Raw genomic sequence first — 15,486 nt, forward strand, 5'->3', positions numbered from 1 at the left:
TCTCTATGTTCTGTATGAGGATGATTGAACTACGACTGCTCCAATCTTTTCCGCCATTCTGCGTCCACTTTGTCAGCGTTCAAGAACTCCTGCTCTGTTAAATCTGACTCAGTGGTATATGCCAGGTCTTTTGCATCAACCACTGTAGCGGCTGCAAACTGTTTGGCAAAGCTCAGTTTTTGATTAAGGGTATCGCTGCCAGAGTTAAGAGCGATTGCTCTTTCTTGGCGTAATACGTTCCGCGACTCAATGCCCCGGTTGCGCCACTGAATCCAGAAATAGCGAGCTAAGGGAATGCCCAAAAAGCCAATGCCATAGGCTAGCAAAATGCCATAAATACCGCCGACGAAGGCAACTAAACCGCCTAATTGAGCAGCGATCGTTCCATCTCGTAGTAAACTGCCTAGCACCAGCGCACCAACGAGATTAACGCCACCCAAGCCTGCAGCTAGTATGATCTGTCCCGAACCTGCCTGGCTGAATCGCCACAGGGATTCTTTCAAGTAAGCGCCGACGGATCTAGACTGCTGCTGCTGTGCCGAAACTTGCAGTTGAGGAAAGTGATAGATAATCTGCCCCGTCGGACTCACTTCTGGTCTGCCGTTAAAGCGCGTCAGCACAGGCAGCATATAGTCTTCAAATTCTTGTTGAGAGCGATCGCCCAGATTATCTAAATAAGGAACGACCTGTTCGGCAACAATCGCGCCATTGTTATTCCGAATGACGGTGGCGATCGTTTTCCAGCGGCGATCGTTGAGATCGGCGTTGGGGTCGCCATCGCCAAAAAGGAAAGAGAAGACCGATTCTAGGAAGTTCATTTCGTTTCCGTCTCGGCTTGACTTACGGCGATGCGCCCGATCGTCATAATAGTTGGGTGTAAAAATCCAGAAAAAGTCAGGGCTGAAAAAGCCCATACCGCCTCCTGAACCGCCACCCCAACTTCCGCCGCTGTCGTTGTCATTGTCGCCTCGGCTGCTGGCTAGGGCAATCAAGATAATGGCGATCGCCAGCATGATTAGCAAAATTGACGCAATCAGCACGATCCCAAACGACACGCGAATAATGTAGAACAGAACGCCCCAGATTTTGCTCCACCATTCCTGAAGCCGTAGCCGAAAATATTTGTTACGCAGCACATCCCGAAAATTGTTGGAAAACAGGTATGCCATCTCGCCCGACTCTGCAACCTGCATATGCCCACCCGCTTCAGAGGCAAGTTCTAGCAAATCGCGCTCGGCAACCTGCACCTCTAATCCCGCTTGAGACGCTACATCTCCAACTGTCACCCGATAACCTAATCTCTCTACCGCTTGCATGACGGAAGGGTTTAAAGCCATGCCATTGAACCTCAAACGATCTGCTCTCTTCAGTATAGGTTTTGGTTCTAAATGATGGGGAAAACGCAGTCACTCAGAACTTAGTCCCTTAGAACTCAGTCCTTTAGAACTCAGTCACCTAGACAGAATAAACTGTCAAAGGTGCCTCATAGACTTTAATATTCGCATCGGAGTAAATTCTGGCTCTGTGACGAAAATCTCAGGAGGCTGAGGCTGAGGCAAACGCAGGTGTTCAACGGGCAAAGAATACTCCTCTGGAACAATTTCACAGGCAACGGTTGAAATCATCTCAGAGGATATGGGGTTAGCTGTAAGCCACGTGACAGAGCCATCAGGAAAAATGACGACGTTATCGAGAAGGAGGGAATTACTTAAATTTGCACCATTGGGCTGATCTGGTGATAAGATGCGCATCTTTACGGCTGTTTAAGGTGAAGCTACGTGAAGCGGTTATTGTAGCTGCGTGTTGTCGGGTTGGATCAGGTTAAAGTATTAAATTGTGAGATGTTCTCCAGTATTCCATTTAGACTGCTTTAACACGCTCTTTCTGTCCTTCCTAAATTCTTACCCGAGGCGACCATGCCCAGATCTCAACGAAATGACAACTTTATTGATAAAACCTTTACTGTCATGGCAGACATGATTTTGAAGGTGCTACCCACCAGCCGAGCCGCCAAAGAAGCATTTGCTTACTACCGAGATGGGATGTCGGCTCAGGGCGATGGCGAATACGCCGAGGCGATGGCGAACTATGAAGAGGCTCTGCGGCTAGAAAAAGACCCCTACGATCGCAGTTTCATTCTCTACAACATGGGCTTAATCTTTGCGAGCAACGGCGACCATAACAAAGCGCTAGAACTCTATCACCAATCTATTGAAATCAGTCCTCGGATGCCCCAGGCGTTGAATAATATCGCGGTTATTTATTATCACTTGGGCGAGATGAAGCAGGAGGAAGGCGATAACGAAGCGGCTGAAGAACTGTTCGATAAGGCTGCGGATTACTGGCAACGCGCCATTCGTCAGGCTCCCAATAACTACATTGAGGCGCAGAACTGGATGAAGACGACTGGGCGATCGAAGGCAGATGTTTTCTTTTAAAAGCTAGATTTTCTTTTGCAGGCTAAATCATGATTGATCGAGAACAGGTTCATAAAGTGGCTCATTTGGCGCGACTAGATTTATCGGCTGGCGAAGAAGAGCAGTTTACAACGCAACTCAATGGCATCCTAGATTACTTTGAGCAGTTGAACGAGCTAGATACGACCAACGTTCAGCCTACGACTAGGGCGATCGAGGTGAGCAATGTGGCGCGAGTAGATGCGTTGCAGCCTTCGCCAGAACGGGAGCAAATTTTGGAGAGTGCCCCCGACCGAGAGACGAACATTCAAGGAGACTTTTTTAAGGTGCCAAAGATTATGAGCGCAGATTAAGTTCTTTAACTGATTAGAACTCTCGGCGAGAAAAGATCAGGACGGCGATCGCTAATACCAATCCTATCCACACCAGCCCATAGATCGTACTCCCCAGCAAGTCTAGCGGCTGGGGCAGTAAAGTCATGCCGTAGATTGCTTCGTTCTTAAGGTTAAAGCGCGACAGGTCGGGCAGCACCAAGTAAAGATTTTGAGTCATCTGCCGAATGCCTGGGCTTTCTACCAAATTTCCCAATGTGACAATATCGCGGCTAAAGTTCCCCATTAGGTAAACTGCTAGGGTTAGCATCATGGCGATCAATGAACTGGTGAACACGCCAAAAAGAATGGCAACTCCAGCAATAAGAGCAAGTTCTAGAAACTGAAAGAGTACCGTCACAAAAATGCTGGTGACCGGATAAGAAATTTGTTTGGCACTGAGTATTGCCAGAAAGATAGCCGTCATTGCTGCCAACAACACCGCCAACACTGCCGATAACCCGACATGTTTGCCCACAACAAACTCAGCGCGACTGATTGGTTTTGCGATCAGGACGTAGACTGTGCGCTTCTCAATTTCTTTATTAATGAGCGCTGTGCCGACAAAAAGGGTGACGACCAGTCCGAAAAGACTCATGGCGGCTAAGCCGATGTCGATGATGATTTTGTTTTCATTACCCGCTGCGATTTCGGGAAGGAGCACCGCAGCCGCAATCATGAGCAGAGCAAAGAAGCCAATGATATAGAGAACGCGATCGCGGATTACCTCGCGGAATACGTTGGAAGCCACTACTAGAGTTCGACCTAAGTTCATAGACACCCGTTAAATTTTTGATTCGACCGCTTTTAATATGCCCTGCCAAGGCTAAATATTTCCTGGGAGGATGGCTGGATCAGGATGCTTTGGCAACTCTAAATGCTAGGCGTTGGACTAGCGGCAGGAGTCCGAGGGTTAAGGTTCCACCAGGGAGCCGTTGCCGGAGGTGGAGCGCGATCGATTGTAATGCCGCTGGTACGCGAGTCAATGGGGTCGCATTTAAGGAGATAAAAGCTGAGTTCTTTAGGACGTTCTAAGCCTCTAACTGGCGGTGCATCTGGCTCTCGGGGGACACGGCAGGATTTAGCTAAGGTGTAGCCGTTGGGTTGAGAGCTAGGGCCCCGCCAAATGGCTTGCAGAAGAAGTGTGCCGTACCAAGGAGACTGAGAGCCAGGGGCGTTGTCAATGTTACTAGGAAAAAATTGGGCGTTGTAAAGCCAGAGGCGGGCTTCTTCAGCGCCAGGGATATTGCCAAAAACTTTTTGGGCAATCACCGGAGCCATGTTGAAGGGACGAATAGGCGAGGTTTCGGCTTGAATATTGCGGAGGAGCCGTTGTCCATCTGCCCACGATCGCCCCCTCAGTTCCCCGCGGCGAAGTTCATCTCGAATCATGGCTTCGGCAGTGTCTAGAATCGTTACACCTTGAGAAACAGGAGGGGAATTGAGCCGAACAATAAAGGCGCTTTTGTTAACGTTGCGATCGGCTAGAAGGCTAGGATACTGCTGAAGCAAATTATCAAGCAAGAAATGAAACTGAATCCAGCAGCTTAGCAGAATTGAAATTAGAGCGAGCAAAACGAGATATTGCCGCTCAAAAGGGAGGAAGTCATCAAACTTTTTGATCTGAGGGCCCGTTTTTAGCAAAGTTGGGATGGCAGCAATGATGCCAGATAACAACGGCCAACTAATCAGCGCGGTCGGGAAATCTTGAATGAAGAAACGATTGCTATAGAGTGCAATACTCAGCAATGCCCCGGTTACCCAGGGCCCATAAGTAATTTTCAAACCTAAAAGCGGAATAGGCACAGTTTTCTTGAAAAGTACCCAATCTGTGCCAATGATGAGGAAAAACCAGCCAGTCAGCGCGACAAGTTCTTTGGCAGCGGGTTCACGAATTAGCAGGTAAACCAGCCAAGAAAATATCCCTAGCAACAGCGCCGTTGTCCCCGAAAATTGCTGAACGTCTTTGAAGCGTGCCTGGAACTGGTCAATAAGTTTTTTCACAGCGGCACATTAAGGTTTGATTGGAAGACGATCCGCAGCAACAGCGCCACCAAAATTGCGCTATAGCTCCAGGCATTAGCTACCAGGGTGGTGTTGAGCCGCGGACGGAACTGGCGGGGTTTACGCTGAGGTGAAACAAAAACCCCTGTTTCGACGACCACATCAGGAGCTTTGGGGAGATCTTTTTTCATCAACCAATCTAGCCCGACCAGCCCCAGCCACTTCATGCCCAGGCTGACAAAAAAGGTAATGAAGCAAATCATGATTAATAGCTCGGCAGTGCCGTTAGACCATTGGTCAAAAAAGATAAAGTTCATCAGCGCTATCTTTAGCTCTGTGAGTAAAGGCGTGGGCAGTGCCAGGGAGGTTCCCAACAGCAAGAACGTGACTAGCCAGCCTAAAACTGTCGTTAATAAATTAATAGAGGCGGCAAACTGGACGCTTTGCTTCGGGGGAATATTGAGTTGTTTATGAAGGACGGTGGCTTCAATGGCGATCGCCATCAGCAAAAATACGATCTGAAAGGCGATCGCTCGGAGAGGAACAACGCTAGGGATGAAGTCAAAGAACATCGGTTCAAGAAAAAATGCAGGGAGATTCTTTCATTAAAAGTACTTCAGCCTGAACAGAATGGATCTGTGGGATAGGAAAAGAAGTGGGCAGCACAAGGAGGAACTAGGAGTTAATTCTTTTTGTAAAAACGCTACATGTAGTAAATATTAGTAATATTTAGGTCAGAATAACTACTTGTAGTGTTACCGTGAAGGCGCGAATGAAGTTTTTTTTCCTTCTTTTATCTCTCTTAATTTATCCTTCTTTAAAGTGAGCAATACTAAAGTCATGACTAGATCAGGCATCGGTATTCGGACAGCCCAGGGTCGGTCTGAGCGGTTAGCAGGTCAGACCCACGTGTATGACGGGCTGGGGAAGGGAAAGTCGCAGGCAGCGCTGGGTGTGGTGCTGCGATCGATTGGGCTAGGCATTCACACGGGGACGCAAACGCGGGTGTTGCTGCTGCGATTTTTGAAGGGCCCTGGACGGACTTACGATGAAGATGCGGCGATCGAAGCATTGCGGCGCGGGTTTCCGCACTTAATTGACCAGGTACGGACGGGTCGGGCAGAATTTTTTGGAGCAGATGAAATTACAAAGTTTGACCGCTTGGAGGCGCAGCGGGGCTGGGATGTGGCAAAAGGAGCGATCGCTTCTGGGCTTTATTCAGTCGTAGTTTTAGACGAAATTAATCCAGTGCTTGACCTGGGTTTGCTGCCCGTTGAAGAGGTTGTAAAAACTTTACTGAATAAATCCCCCGATTTAGAGGTCATTGCCACAGGACGGGCTGCGCCCCAAGCCGTGTTAGATATTGCTGACCTGCATTCTGAGATGAAGGCGTATCATCATCCTAATGCGTTGGCGCATGGCATTGAGGGTATTGAAATTTATACCGGTGCAGGTAAGGGTAAATCGACTAGTGCGTTAGGCAAAGCGTTACAGGCGATCGGAAAAGGAATTAGTCAGGATAAGTCGCACCGGGTGTTGATTTTGCAGTGGTTGAAGGGTGGGGTGGGTTATACCGAAGATGCGGCGATCGCGGCGCTTCACCAAAGCTATCCTAATTTAGTGGATCATCAGCGCTGTGGACGGGATGCGATCGTGTGGCGGGGGCAACAACAAGAATTGGATTATGTGGAGGCTGAGCGCGGTTGGGAAATTGCGAGGGCGGCGATCGCCTCTGGTCTTTACAAAACTATTATTCTTGATGAACTCAACCCCACCGTAGATCTAGAATTACTTCCGCAAGAACCGATCGTCCAAGCTCTTCTTAGAAAGCCGCGCGACACCGAAATTATTATCACCGGACGCTGCAAAAATCCCCCAGACTACTTCGACCTCGCCAGCGTCCATTCTGAAGTCTACTGCCACAAACATTACGCTGAAAAAGGTATTGATCTCAAACGAGGCGTAGATTTTTAAGCAGGGTTAAAAGACCAGGTTCATGGGGGACGTTAGAAGCCGTGTCATTTGAAGCGATCGCTTTCAGCCTAAAATGTGTTTACCATTTAAAGGTCTAATGTAGAACTTTTTAGGCTCAGATCGCTATGACCGCCACTTCATCAACCCTTGCCTCTCGCCTCCGTAACCTCATTATTGTCCTGGTTGCTGTTGTCCTTAGCGTTGCTCTCTTTTTGGGTCTGCGAACGGGCACAAGCTCTGGCTCCCTTACTAGCCTGGCAGCGATCGCTGTTCCCCTTGATGTAGCGCTCAAAAACGGTAAGCCCACTCTCGTAGAGTTCTACGCCAACTGGTGCTCGGCTTGTCAAGCAATGGCGAATGATATGAGCGAACTTGAGCAGCAATATGGCGATCGCGTCAACTTCGTCATGCTCAACGTCGATAACAACAAATGGCTTCCCGAGATGCTGAGCTATCGGGTTGATGGCATTCCTCACTTTGAATTCCTGACGCAAAAAGGAGAAGCGATCGCCAGCACCATTGGTCAACAACCTCGTGCCATCATGGCAAGCAACATTGAAGCCCTCGCCACTGCCTCTCCTCTGCCTCATCTCCAAAACCGAGGTCGTGTCTCTGAAATAGAACCTCCCGTGACCCAAGACAGTGCTCAAGCCAGAACCGATGACCCGCGTAGTCATGGAGGACAAGTGGTGCAATAGCACCAGGGTTCTCCTACCGACCCACAATTTTTAACGCTACAGAGACTAAGGTTAAAAACGTCAAGAATCCGATCGCATCTAAAGTGGTAGTTAGTAAGGGCCCACTGATTAACGCCGGGTCGAGATTCAGCCGCTTTAACCCCAGGGGCAGCAGCGTCCCCAAACTCGCTGCTATCAGTACATTAATCATCATCACTGACCCAGCTACTAGTGCTACCCAATGCTCTGAAGGAGGTGCCCAGATTAATGAAAGCACTGCCAACGAAAGCCCTAGTGCTAATGCAGAAGCTAAACCTGCCAAAATTTCCTTTCGCAAAATTTTTAACGCGTCATGATGGGTCACTTCCCCCATGCCCAACCCTCGCACTGTCACTGAAAGCGCTTGGATTGCTACATTGCCACTGGCATTAGAAAGAATTGGCATCACCACTGCTAAAACAGGCACTAGGGAAATCACAGACTGAAAAGGAGCGATCGCACTTGCCGCACCCACATATAACACCACGTTTCCTAATAACCACGGCAACCGCTTGCGTATCGTTACCTTGGGCGAACATAATGCTGCCTCATCGCCTCCGCTAACCCCGGCTAGTTTTTGAATATCCTCAGTGGCTTCTTCCTCCAGAATGTCCACAACATCGTCAATGGTGACAATGCCGACTAGCCGATCTTCGCGATCGACCACAGGTAACGCCAGCAGGTCATACCGCTTCATGAGTTGCGCCACTTCCTCTTGCGGCATCTCGGTGTAGGCTTTCAGCACCCGCTCACTGGCAATATCACGAATATAGGCAGTTGGAATTGAAAATAGCAATTGCCGCAAAGACACGACCTGCACCAACTTACGCCGCTCATCAATGACGTAAGCGTAGTAGACAGTTTCTTTATCTTGGTCAGTCTGCCGAATTTTTTCTAAGGCTTCACCTACAGTTAATCCTCGGCGGAGTTGCACATACTCAGTGGTCATGACCCGTCCGGCAGTGCCCTCTGGATATCCCAAGATAGTGGCGGTGGCGGCACGCTCACTGGGACTAAGCTGTTGCAGCAACCGTTTAACGATACGCGCAGGCAGTTCGTCGAATAGTTCAGCGCGATCGTCGGGGCGCATGGAATCGACTAGACTCCTTACATCTGCGGTGTGGAGCGAGGTAATCAACTCCTCCTGCACATCGGGGGGAAGATATTCAAATACATCGGTCGCTTTATCTTTTTGAAGCAACCGGAAGGCGATCGCCCGTTTTTCAAGCGGCAACTCTTCAATGTAATCGCCCACATCTACAGCTTGGAGACGATTCAACTCTCCCTTCGCCTGATTTAAATCGACAAGTTCTAGCAGGACATCTTTGTTTTCCTGAGTGAGCATTTCAGCCTCCTATAGTCCCCTCGCGCCGGGAAACTAGAGTCGTAGAGACAATGGCTACACCGGGCTAGAGGACGAATTTACTATGTGGGGATGGACTTTGGTCCATAAAATCGGGTAACTCTACATCGGTTGTTGTATACAACAGCCGCTAATGGGACATTTTAGCCGTCTTAGAGATTGTCGGCTAGGAATTTTATGCAATTTCTGCAATTCTTGTTGAGTTCTTCAAGTATTAACAGCCCAATGATTTGTAGGACGGGCATGTTACCCGTTAGGCTAGAAGGCTGTCCTACTCTTACAAGCAAACTCGCAACTGAAATAAAATTGCTGCATCAGGAGGCTCTCTCAGTATTCCCAGAGAAGCAGTATTCCCGGAAAAATTGGGAAATCCGGTCATTTTTATTTCTCCATGAATAGCAAATTCTTGATGGGTTGCGTCAGGCGGATTGTTTGTCCATCAATTTTTAGCAGATTTTTCAGCGTGGTTGGGGTGCCCTCCGGAAGGAGGATGAGGCGATCGCTGTTCACCGTCAAATATGCTTCTAGGTCTCCTAAATCAATGCCGTCATGCTGCGACAAATATCCCATTAATCGCCGAAACAGCTTAGGAAAAATCACCGATTCTTGGGTTAAAGAATTAAATCCTGAAATCGTAAACCCTGCGGTTGTGACATCGACTGACCACAGCCCTGCTTCTGTAGAACAGGCTTGGGCAACCGCTGCTGTTAAAAACTGCCGAATCTGTGCTAGCTGATTGTTGTAGAAAATTGGATAGACTAATCCTTCTTTAAGGAGTTGAAAATTAACGCTTTGTTGTATCCAATTTTTATCCATGACCACCTTACTGCCATCCTGTTTTCCCGATCGCCCTGGAAACGCTAATGCTAATGCTCGTCCATATTGGTCGGCAAAGTGAGTCAAAATATAACCGGGAGCGATCGCTGGGTCAGCTGCGATCACGCACCATTCGTCATCTCGTTGAATGGTGCCAGTATCAAATCCCAACAAATTGAGCAATCTAACTGCTGCTTGTTCGGCGTAGGGTGGTGGCTGATGTTGGCTCCCAATCCGGCTTTTGGGCGGCTGAAAATGAGTTTCTAAAGAGTCGATCGCATCTAATCGCAGTTGCGTCACGCCTGCCTGATTAAACTTAACGGGTTGCCCTAACTGATTCCACAAACTCAAGTCGTGGGGCATGAAACGAATTGAGTCGCCATCGGGAGCCGAACCCAAAATAGAAAAATTGCCTTCAATCAAAATCATGGGTTAGATGCGTCTCCTGCCATGGCTTGCTGTACCCGTTGCCAGAGAATAGCATCTGATTGATACATTTTGAGCGCCCCGATCGCCCCATCCCGATCGCGCTGATTTCCCGTTGCAACTAGCGTTAACAGAAAATCTAAAGCATGATCTTGCCGCAACATAGCGATCGCCAGTAAACCCGTTAACCGCAACTCTGTCATTGTTGTGCGCTGCCACCACTGCCGCAAAATCTCAAACGCTTCAGGCTGCCGCGATTCGCCTAAAGCCAATGCTGCCATCTCGCTAATTTCGGGAGATTTGTCTAAAAAACTAGCGATTAATGGTAGAGAGGGTTGAGGCGCTAAACTCATCAGCCCCGTAAAACATTCGGATACAACCTGTGGATCTTCGTCGCCCATTCGAGCCTTAAATCGCAGCAGTGGCACAGCTTGAGGATGGGCGGTGTAGGCGATCGCCCGAATTGCCCCAATCCGCGCCTCTGATTCGGCATCGGCTAACAAATCTGCTAATTCGCTCATCACATCAACATAATTCATCCGTACCAAGCCTAGGGCACAGGTGCCTCGTAGTGCGGCAGCCGTATCGGTTGGGCTACCCCAGCCTGGCTCCTTTTGTACAAAATGAATGCCCCCAAGAAACAGCGATTCTTCAGAATAATCCATGCGGTATAGGGCTTCGGCAATCCGTTGTTTCGCTTTGCAACTCGGATCTGTTTCTGCCCCGTTTGTCATAAACTTGGAGAATGCAGCAGCTAATTCTGGAATCAGCGATCGCACTTCAGCTTCTCCAATTACCTTCGCAGCTTGGGCAATGGCGATCGAAAATTTGCTACTCAGGATCTGACGCAAAACCGCTATGCCAGCCTCCGATGTGGGATCATTCCGCACTTCAGCCAAGCTAGCCAGCAACTCTTCTTGTTTTTTTGACTTTGCCATCCCCTTTCCTCTATGAATCACAAACCTTTGATCGTTAAACCCGGCGCAACTATCTCTCTCAAAGATTATGACCCCAAGTATACGGGCGAATTTAAAGATAAGACCGAGGCTCAAGCCAAGCTCCAAACAGATACAGGACGGATTGGTGCTTATCAAAATGTGCTGTATGCCCAAAATACCTATGCGCTACTGCTAATTTTTCAGGCAATGGATGCAGCGGGCAAAGATAGTACCATTAAGCACGTTATGTCTGGCGTGAACCCACAGGGCTGTCAGGTGTTTAGCTTCAAAGCACCTTCAACAGAGGAATTGGATCATGATTATTTATGGCGATCGTTTAAAGCATTGCCGGAACGGGGGCGCATTGGCATTTTTAACCGTTCTTACTACGAGGAAGTTTTAGCGGTACGGGTTCATCCTGAAATCTTGGCTACACAGAAGTTGCCCCATTTGCCGAAAGGCGACCCTTCCGGTATCGGCAAAGCCGCGCGCATTTGGCAGCAACGGTTTGAGGAAATCAACAACTTTGAAAAATACTTAGATAATAACGGAATCGTTGTTCTTAAATTCTTCCTCAATGTCTCTAAGGATGAACAGAAAAAGCGATTTCTAGAACGCATTAATATCCCTGAAAAGAACTGGAAATTTTCCCTCAGCGATCTTGAAGTTCGACAATTTTGGGATGATTATATGTATGCCTATGAGGAGGTACTTAGCTACACCAGTACTGATCATGCACCCTGGCACGTGATTCCAGCCGACCGCAAATGGTTTACTCGCTTGGCAGTTGCTGATATTGTTTGTACAAAATTAGAAGAACTGAATTTACAATATCCTCAGATGAATCCAGAACATTTGCAGGAGCTTTTGCGGGTTAAAGCGATTTTGGAGAATGAATAGACAGAGGGCATTTAAGATTGGCTCAGTGGTCAGGATTAGCTCACAGCAAAGCCATTATATTGGCGCATGAAAGGCGAGTGATATGCCAAGACAATATCTTCCTTGGTAATTCCTTGTTCGGTGAGTTCATTGGCAACACCCACTTCTGTGCCGTCATATTGAATCCAGATTTTCCCTCCGTTCAGGTCGATGTGAATTAGCGCACCGTACACGCGCCTTTTTTGCAGCCATCCTGTACGGATGACTTGGTAGCGATCGCGCTCTAGGTTAAACAAAACTCCCATTTCGATCTCACCATAGGCAGGCTTGATCTGGCCGTGTTCAGTGAGGATTTGTTGAACAACTTGGCGATAGTGATTCAGCTTATCCATTGCAGGATACTCCTATCTTCTATTTCATAAACCACTAGACGCATTTGATATTCATCTACCCCTTCTTGAACAAACCGTAGGCGGAAAAATTCATCATAGGTTTGGCTAGGGACAGCTAAGTACAGAATACGACTTGGCTCCTGCGATCGCAATGCTCGCCGATAGTTGAGGTATTGTCCAACAGCAGTATAAAATTCGGAGATAGCTGATGGTTTGGTAAAGCTTTTAACTTCGACAGCAATTTTTTCTTGACCGCGAGTAGCAGCGATTAGTCGTTCCGCACCAAGATCAATTTGCATTTGGACATCACCATAGTCAACAGGAAAAGGATCATGGGTGATCTGCTAGCCGTCTTTGATGAGTGCGTCTCTCACTACAGGGCGAAATAAATCTTTTGCCATAACAGCCTTATTGCAACAAACTCACCAATGCTTCCAACAAAATCTGATTCTGTTCCGCTGTTCCTACAGTAATGCGCAGCTTATCTGCTAGCCCAGGTTGGTTGAAGTAGCGCACCAAAATTCCTCGTTCCTTTAGCCCTAAATAGAGGCTTTCGGCATGACTGCCAGAAGGCACAGTTGCCAGCAAAAAATTACCGTGGGAGGGACGCATTTCAAACCCAAGCTGCTTGAGATCAATCATCATCTGAGCCCGATCGCCCTTTACTTTTGTCGCACATGCATTTTTATACGTCTGGTCGCGCATGGCGGCAGCGCCGACCTGAATGGCGATCGCATCAAGGTTATAACTATCTTTTACCTTAAATAAACCTGCTAATAGCTTGGGATTTGCCACTCCAAAGCCCATCCGCAAACCCGCCAGCGAATAGCCTTTTGAAAGTGTCCGCAGTACGATCACATTCTCAAATTCTTGCACGAGCGACAACGCTGAACCTTCAGCAAAATCTACATAGGCTTCATCTACTGCCAACACTCCCTTCACCCGCGCTGCTAATTCACGTAGTTGATCGAGCGGCACCGTGTGCCCCGATGGACTATTAGGCGATGCGATGAACGTAATGGCGGCTTGGGCGGCAACGAGGGCATCAATGGGCAGTTCAAAGTTTTCGCTGTAGGGAATTTCTACCGTGTTTGCGGGCTGAATTTCTGCTAGCGTGCGGTAAAGAACGTAGGTGGGCATGGGATAGACAATGGGGCGATCGCTCCCCTCGGCACAAGCGCGCACCAACACATTCAACACATCATCACTGCCATTTCCTACTATTACCCAATCGGCAGGAACACCCAACACATCACTCACTGCACTACAAAACTCCCGCGCAAACGGATCGGGGTATCGTCGCAGCCATTCGCCATCCAGGTTTTGCAGAACCGCCATAGCTTTGGGCGAGGGCGGATAAGGATTCTCATTGGTGTTGAGTTTAATGATGGGTGTGCCCGGTTTGGGTTGTTCTCCAGGAACGTAGCCATTCATGGCATCAACTGTGGGGCGGAAGTAACTCATAGGGATAGAAGGCTTGAGGGCAGCAGTTTCTATTTTACCGAGAAGGGGCGCAATCAGCCTGAGAGATGATAGGGTGTTAAATCTATTCCTTCGAGATTTTATGGTGTGATTCATGAATGTAGATCTCTCTCGTCGGTCTTTTCTAAAAACAGCAGCACTCGCTGCGATCGCCACTTCTCTCCCCGTTGCATTCTACTCTGTTGCCAAAGCTCAAACGCCGCCCCGTAACCCCGGTTTTTATCGGTTTAAAGTAGGCGAGTTTAACCTAGCAACTATTAGCGATGGCGTTTTGGCGGCTCCGGCAGCACTCTTTGCAGGCAACGCTACCCCCGAACAATTGCAGGCGGTCTTGAAGGAGGGCTTTCAATCAGAAACATTAACACCCGACTGCAATATTCTGTTTATCAATACGGGTAGTCATAAAGTTTTGATTGATAGCGGCAGCGGCAATCTAAACGGGGCAACGGCGGGTAAGTTGATTGAAAATTTGGCATCAGTTCAAATTGCGCCCACGGATATTGATACCATCATCATTACCCACGCCCACGGCGATCATGTGGGTGGCTTGACCGATCCGATGGGCACTCTGTTGTTTCCTAATGCCCAGTATTACGTGTCCAATACTGAATGGCAATTTTGGATGAATCCGAGAGTCAGCTTACCCAAAGTGAAGCTGCCTGATGAGGCGAAAAAGGGGGCGATTGCTACTGCCAAAAAGCAGTTGACCTCAATACAAGGACGGGTGACTCGTTTTGAAATGAACGAGGAAATTATTCCGGGGATCACGGCTATTCCAACACCCGGACATACGGCAGGTCATGTTGCTATTCAAATTACGTCAGGAGAATCAACCCTGATTCATACAGCAGACGTGGTGCATATCTCTACGATTAACTTGTGGAATCCTAGCTGGAAGCCAGTTTTTGATGCCGACCCAGAACAGGCAGCGGCAACGCGGCAGTCAACGCTGGCAAAAATTGCGAGCGATCGCACCCTCATGTTTGCGTACCACTTTCCGTTCCCTGGCATTGGGCACATTACACCCCGCGAGGCAGGCGGTTTTAATTGGAAGCCAGTTAATTGGCAGTTTGAGTCTTAGCGTCCTATCTCGGCAAGAAACTCTGTCACCGCGTCATATTGATCGTGATAAGTCACATAGCGCAGAAAAGTTTCAAGGGGCAGACTGGGCAGCAGTCTACTCCTTGAAACTTTCTGATAGCCTATGACTGACTCAATGTTGTTTAATTGGTAGATACTGAGTACGCCATCCTCCCAAAACCAAACTTCGAGAACGCCCATTCGTCGGTAGATTTCCAGCTTATCTATTCCGCCGCTCGTTCTGACGACTTCTACAACTAAGTCAGGATAGGGTTTTCGCGTATCAAGATTATAGGATTCGTCAGGTTCTCCTCTAGCTCCTATCTCTGGAGTACCCAGGGTCGGACTCCCACGTTTGTAAAAGCGAATTTTTGCGGCTCTCATGTAAGCATCAAGAAGAAGCCCGATAGTAGATTTGAATTCTTCGTGTTCGTCTGAAAGAGGCATTATTTCTAAAGTTTCATCCAAATAGGCAAGCTTGAATCTGCCCAAAATGCTGAGCGCTCGATCGATTTCCTCGAGCTGTTGCCAGGAAACATGGTGAATCAGGTTTGCGGGTTTGGCATGAAGCGGACTTAAAAGTTGCGTTGTCATAACCCATTCTTTAATAGTTCAACCTGCTAAGAGC

Annotated in this window: 17 protein-coding genes and 1 pseudogene; 6 read left to right on the forward strand and 12 right to left on the reverse strand. The window is 48.3% G+C overall.

Translation table 11 applies throughout. The features are described from left to right. Window positions 1–29: 29 nt before the first annotated feature. Entirely contained in the window at window positions 30–1,337 is a 1,308-nt protein-coding gene (locus KME11_20310; GenBank protein MBW4517554.1) for a hypothetical protein, read from the reverse strand. Between the two features lie 135 nt (window positions 1,338–1,472). Further along, entirely contained in the window at window positions 1,473–1,751 is a 279-nt protein-coding gene (locus KME11_20315; protein MBW4517555.1) for a hypothetical protein, read from the reverse strand. A 165-nt stretch (window positions 1,752–1,916) separates the two neighbouring features. Here KME11_20315 and KME11_20320 point away from each other — a divergent pair, with 165 nt between their 5' ends. Together KME11_20320 and gatC are read left to right on the forward strand one after the other, a co-directional pair. Continuing rightward, the gene (locus KME11_20320; protein ID MBW4517556.1) at window positions 1,917–2,438 is read left to right on the forward strand and encodes a photosystem I assembly protein Ycf3; all 522 of its coding nucleotides are present in this window, start codon (window positions 1,917–1,919) and stop codon (window positions 2,436–2,438) included. Window positions 2,439–2,467: 29 nt separating this feature from the next. Continuing rightward, window positions 2,468–2,770 (forward strand): Asp-tRNA(Asn)/Glu-tRNA(Gln) amidotransferase subunit GatC, encoded by a 303-nt coding sequence (gene gatC, locus KME11_20325; protein MBW4517557.1) that lies wholly within the window; start codon window positions 2,468–2,470, stop codon window positions 2,768–2,770. Window positions 2,771–2,783: 13 nt separating this feature from the next. Here the strand turns inward: gatC and KME11_20330 are convergent, their stop codons facing one another. The 3 genes from KME11_20330 to KME11_20340 all read right to left on the reverse strand — a co-directional run bounded on the left by KME11_20330 (window position 2,784) and on the right by KME11_20340 (window position 5,364). Beyond that, window positions 2,784–3,563 (reverse strand): ABC transporter permease, encoded by a 780-nt coding sequence (locus tag KME11_20330; GenBank protein MBW4517558.1) that lies wholly within the window; start codon window positions 3,561–3,563, stop codon window positions 2,784–2,786. 98 nt (window positions 3,564–3,661) lie between these two features. After that, window positions 3,662–4,792, reverse strand: coding sequence for a DUF5357 domain-containing protein (locus tag KME11_20335; GenBank protein MBW4517559.1), 1,131 nt, complete (start codon window positions 4,790–4,792; stop codon window positions 3,662–3,664). Continuing rightward, window positions 4,789–5,364 carry a hypothetical protein gene (locus KME11_20340; GenBank protein MBW4517560.1) on the reverse strand — a complete coding sequence of 192 codons (576 nt, stop codon included), beginning with the start codon at window positions 5,362–5,364 and terminating at the stop codon, window positions 4,789–4,791. The genes KME11_20335 and KME11_20340 overlap by 4 nt, the downstream gene beginning before the upstream one ends. A gap of 268 nt (window positions 5,365–5,632) precedes the next feature. Here KME11_20340 and KME11_20345 point away from each other — a divergent pair, with 268 nt between their 5' ends. Next, complete coding sequence (locus KME11_20345) at window positions 5,633–6,766, forward strand: cob(I)yrinic acid a,c-diamide adenosyltransferase (protein MBW4517561.1); 1,134 nt, start codon at window positions 5,633–5,635, stop codon at window positions 6,764–6,766. 125 nt (window positions 6,767–6,891) lie between these two features. Next, on the forward strand, window positions 6,892–7,464 hold the full coding sequence (locus tag KME11_20350; GenBank protein ID MBW4517562.1) for a thioredoxin family protein: 573 nt from the start codon (window positions 6,892–6,894) through the stop codon (window positions 7,462–7,464). Between the two features lie 13 nt (window positions 7,465–7,477). On the opposite strand, the gene mgtE is transcribed toward KME11_20350, so the two are convergent. From mgtE to KME11_20365, 3 genes are all read right to left on the reverse strand, one after another. Then, entirely contained in the window at window positions 7,478–8,827 is a 1,350-nt protein-coding gene (gene mgtE / locus KME11_20355; protein ID MBW4517563.1) for a magnesium transporter, read from the reverse strand. Window positions 8,828–9,226: 399 nt separating this feature from the next. Then, window positions 9,227–10,090: a hypothetical protein gene (locus KME11_20360; protein ID MBW4517564.1), complete on the reverse strand. Its 864-nt coding sequence runs from the start codon at window positions 10,088–10,090 to the stop codon at window positions 9,227–9,229. Then, window positions 10,087–11,025 (reverse strand): HEAT repeat domain-containing protein, encoded by a 939-nt coding sequence (locus KME11_20365; protein MBW4517565.1) that lies wholly within the window; start codon window positions 11,023–11,025, stop codon window positions 10,087–10,089. Before KME11_20365 ends, KME11_20360 begins: the two co-directional genes overlap by 4 nt. A gap of 12 nt (window positions 11,026–11,037) precedes the next feature. Between KME11_20365 and KME11_20370 the strand changes: the two genes are divergently transcribed. Further along, window positions 11,038–11,925: a polyphosphate kinase 2 family protein gene (locus tag KME11_20370; protein ID MBW4517566.1), complete on the forward strand. Its 888-nt coding sequence runs from the start codon at window positions 11,038–11,040 to the stop codon at window positions 11,923–11,925. A 35-nt stretch (window positions 11,926–11,960) separates the two neighbouring features. On the opposite strand, the gene KME11_20375 is transcribed toward KME11_20370, so the two are convergent. The 3 genes and pseudogenes from KME11_20375 to hisC form a co-directional block, all read right to left on the reverse strand. After that, entirely contained in the window at window positions 11,961–12,296 is a 336-nt protein-coding gene (locus KME11_20375) for a XisI protein (protein MBW4517567.1), read from the reverse strand. Beyond that, a pseudogene (locus KME11_20380) lies at window positions 12,284–12,697 on the reverse strand (fatty-acid oxidation protein subunit alpha). Before KME11_20380 ends, KME11_20375 begins: the two are co-directional and overlap by 13 nt. 7 nt (window positions 12,698–12,704) lie before the next feature. Next, entirely contained in the window at window positions 12,705–13,760 is a 1,056-nt protein-coding gene (gene hisC, locus KME11_20385) for a histidinol-phosphate transaminase (GenBank protein MBW4517568.1), read from the reverse strand. A 112-nt stretch (window positions 13,761–13,872) separates the two neighbouring features. Here hisC and KME11_20390 point away from each other — a divergent pair, with 112 nt between their 5' ends. Continuing rightward, complete coding sequence (locus KME11_20390) at window positions 13,873–14,859, forward strand: MBL fold metallo-hydrolase (protein ID MBW4517569.1); 987 nt, start codon at window positions 13,873–13,875, stop codon at window positions 14,857–14,859. Here the strand turns inward: KME11_20390 and KME11_20395 are convergent. After that, complete coding sequence (locus KME11_20395; protein MBW4517570.1) at window positions 14,856–15,452, reverse strand: Uma2 family endonuclease; 597 nt, start codon at window positions 15,450–15,452, stop codon at window positions 14,856–14,858. The genes KME11_20390 and KME11_20395 overlap by 4 nt on opposite strands. Window positions 15,453–15,486 lie beyond the last annotated feature (34 nt).

The sequence above is a fragment of the Timaviella obliquedivisa GSE-PSE-MK23-08B genome (assembly GCA_019358855.1).
Lineage (GTDB): Bacteria > Cyanobacteriota > Cyanobacteriia > Elainellales > Elainellaceae > Timaviella > Timaviella obliquedivisa.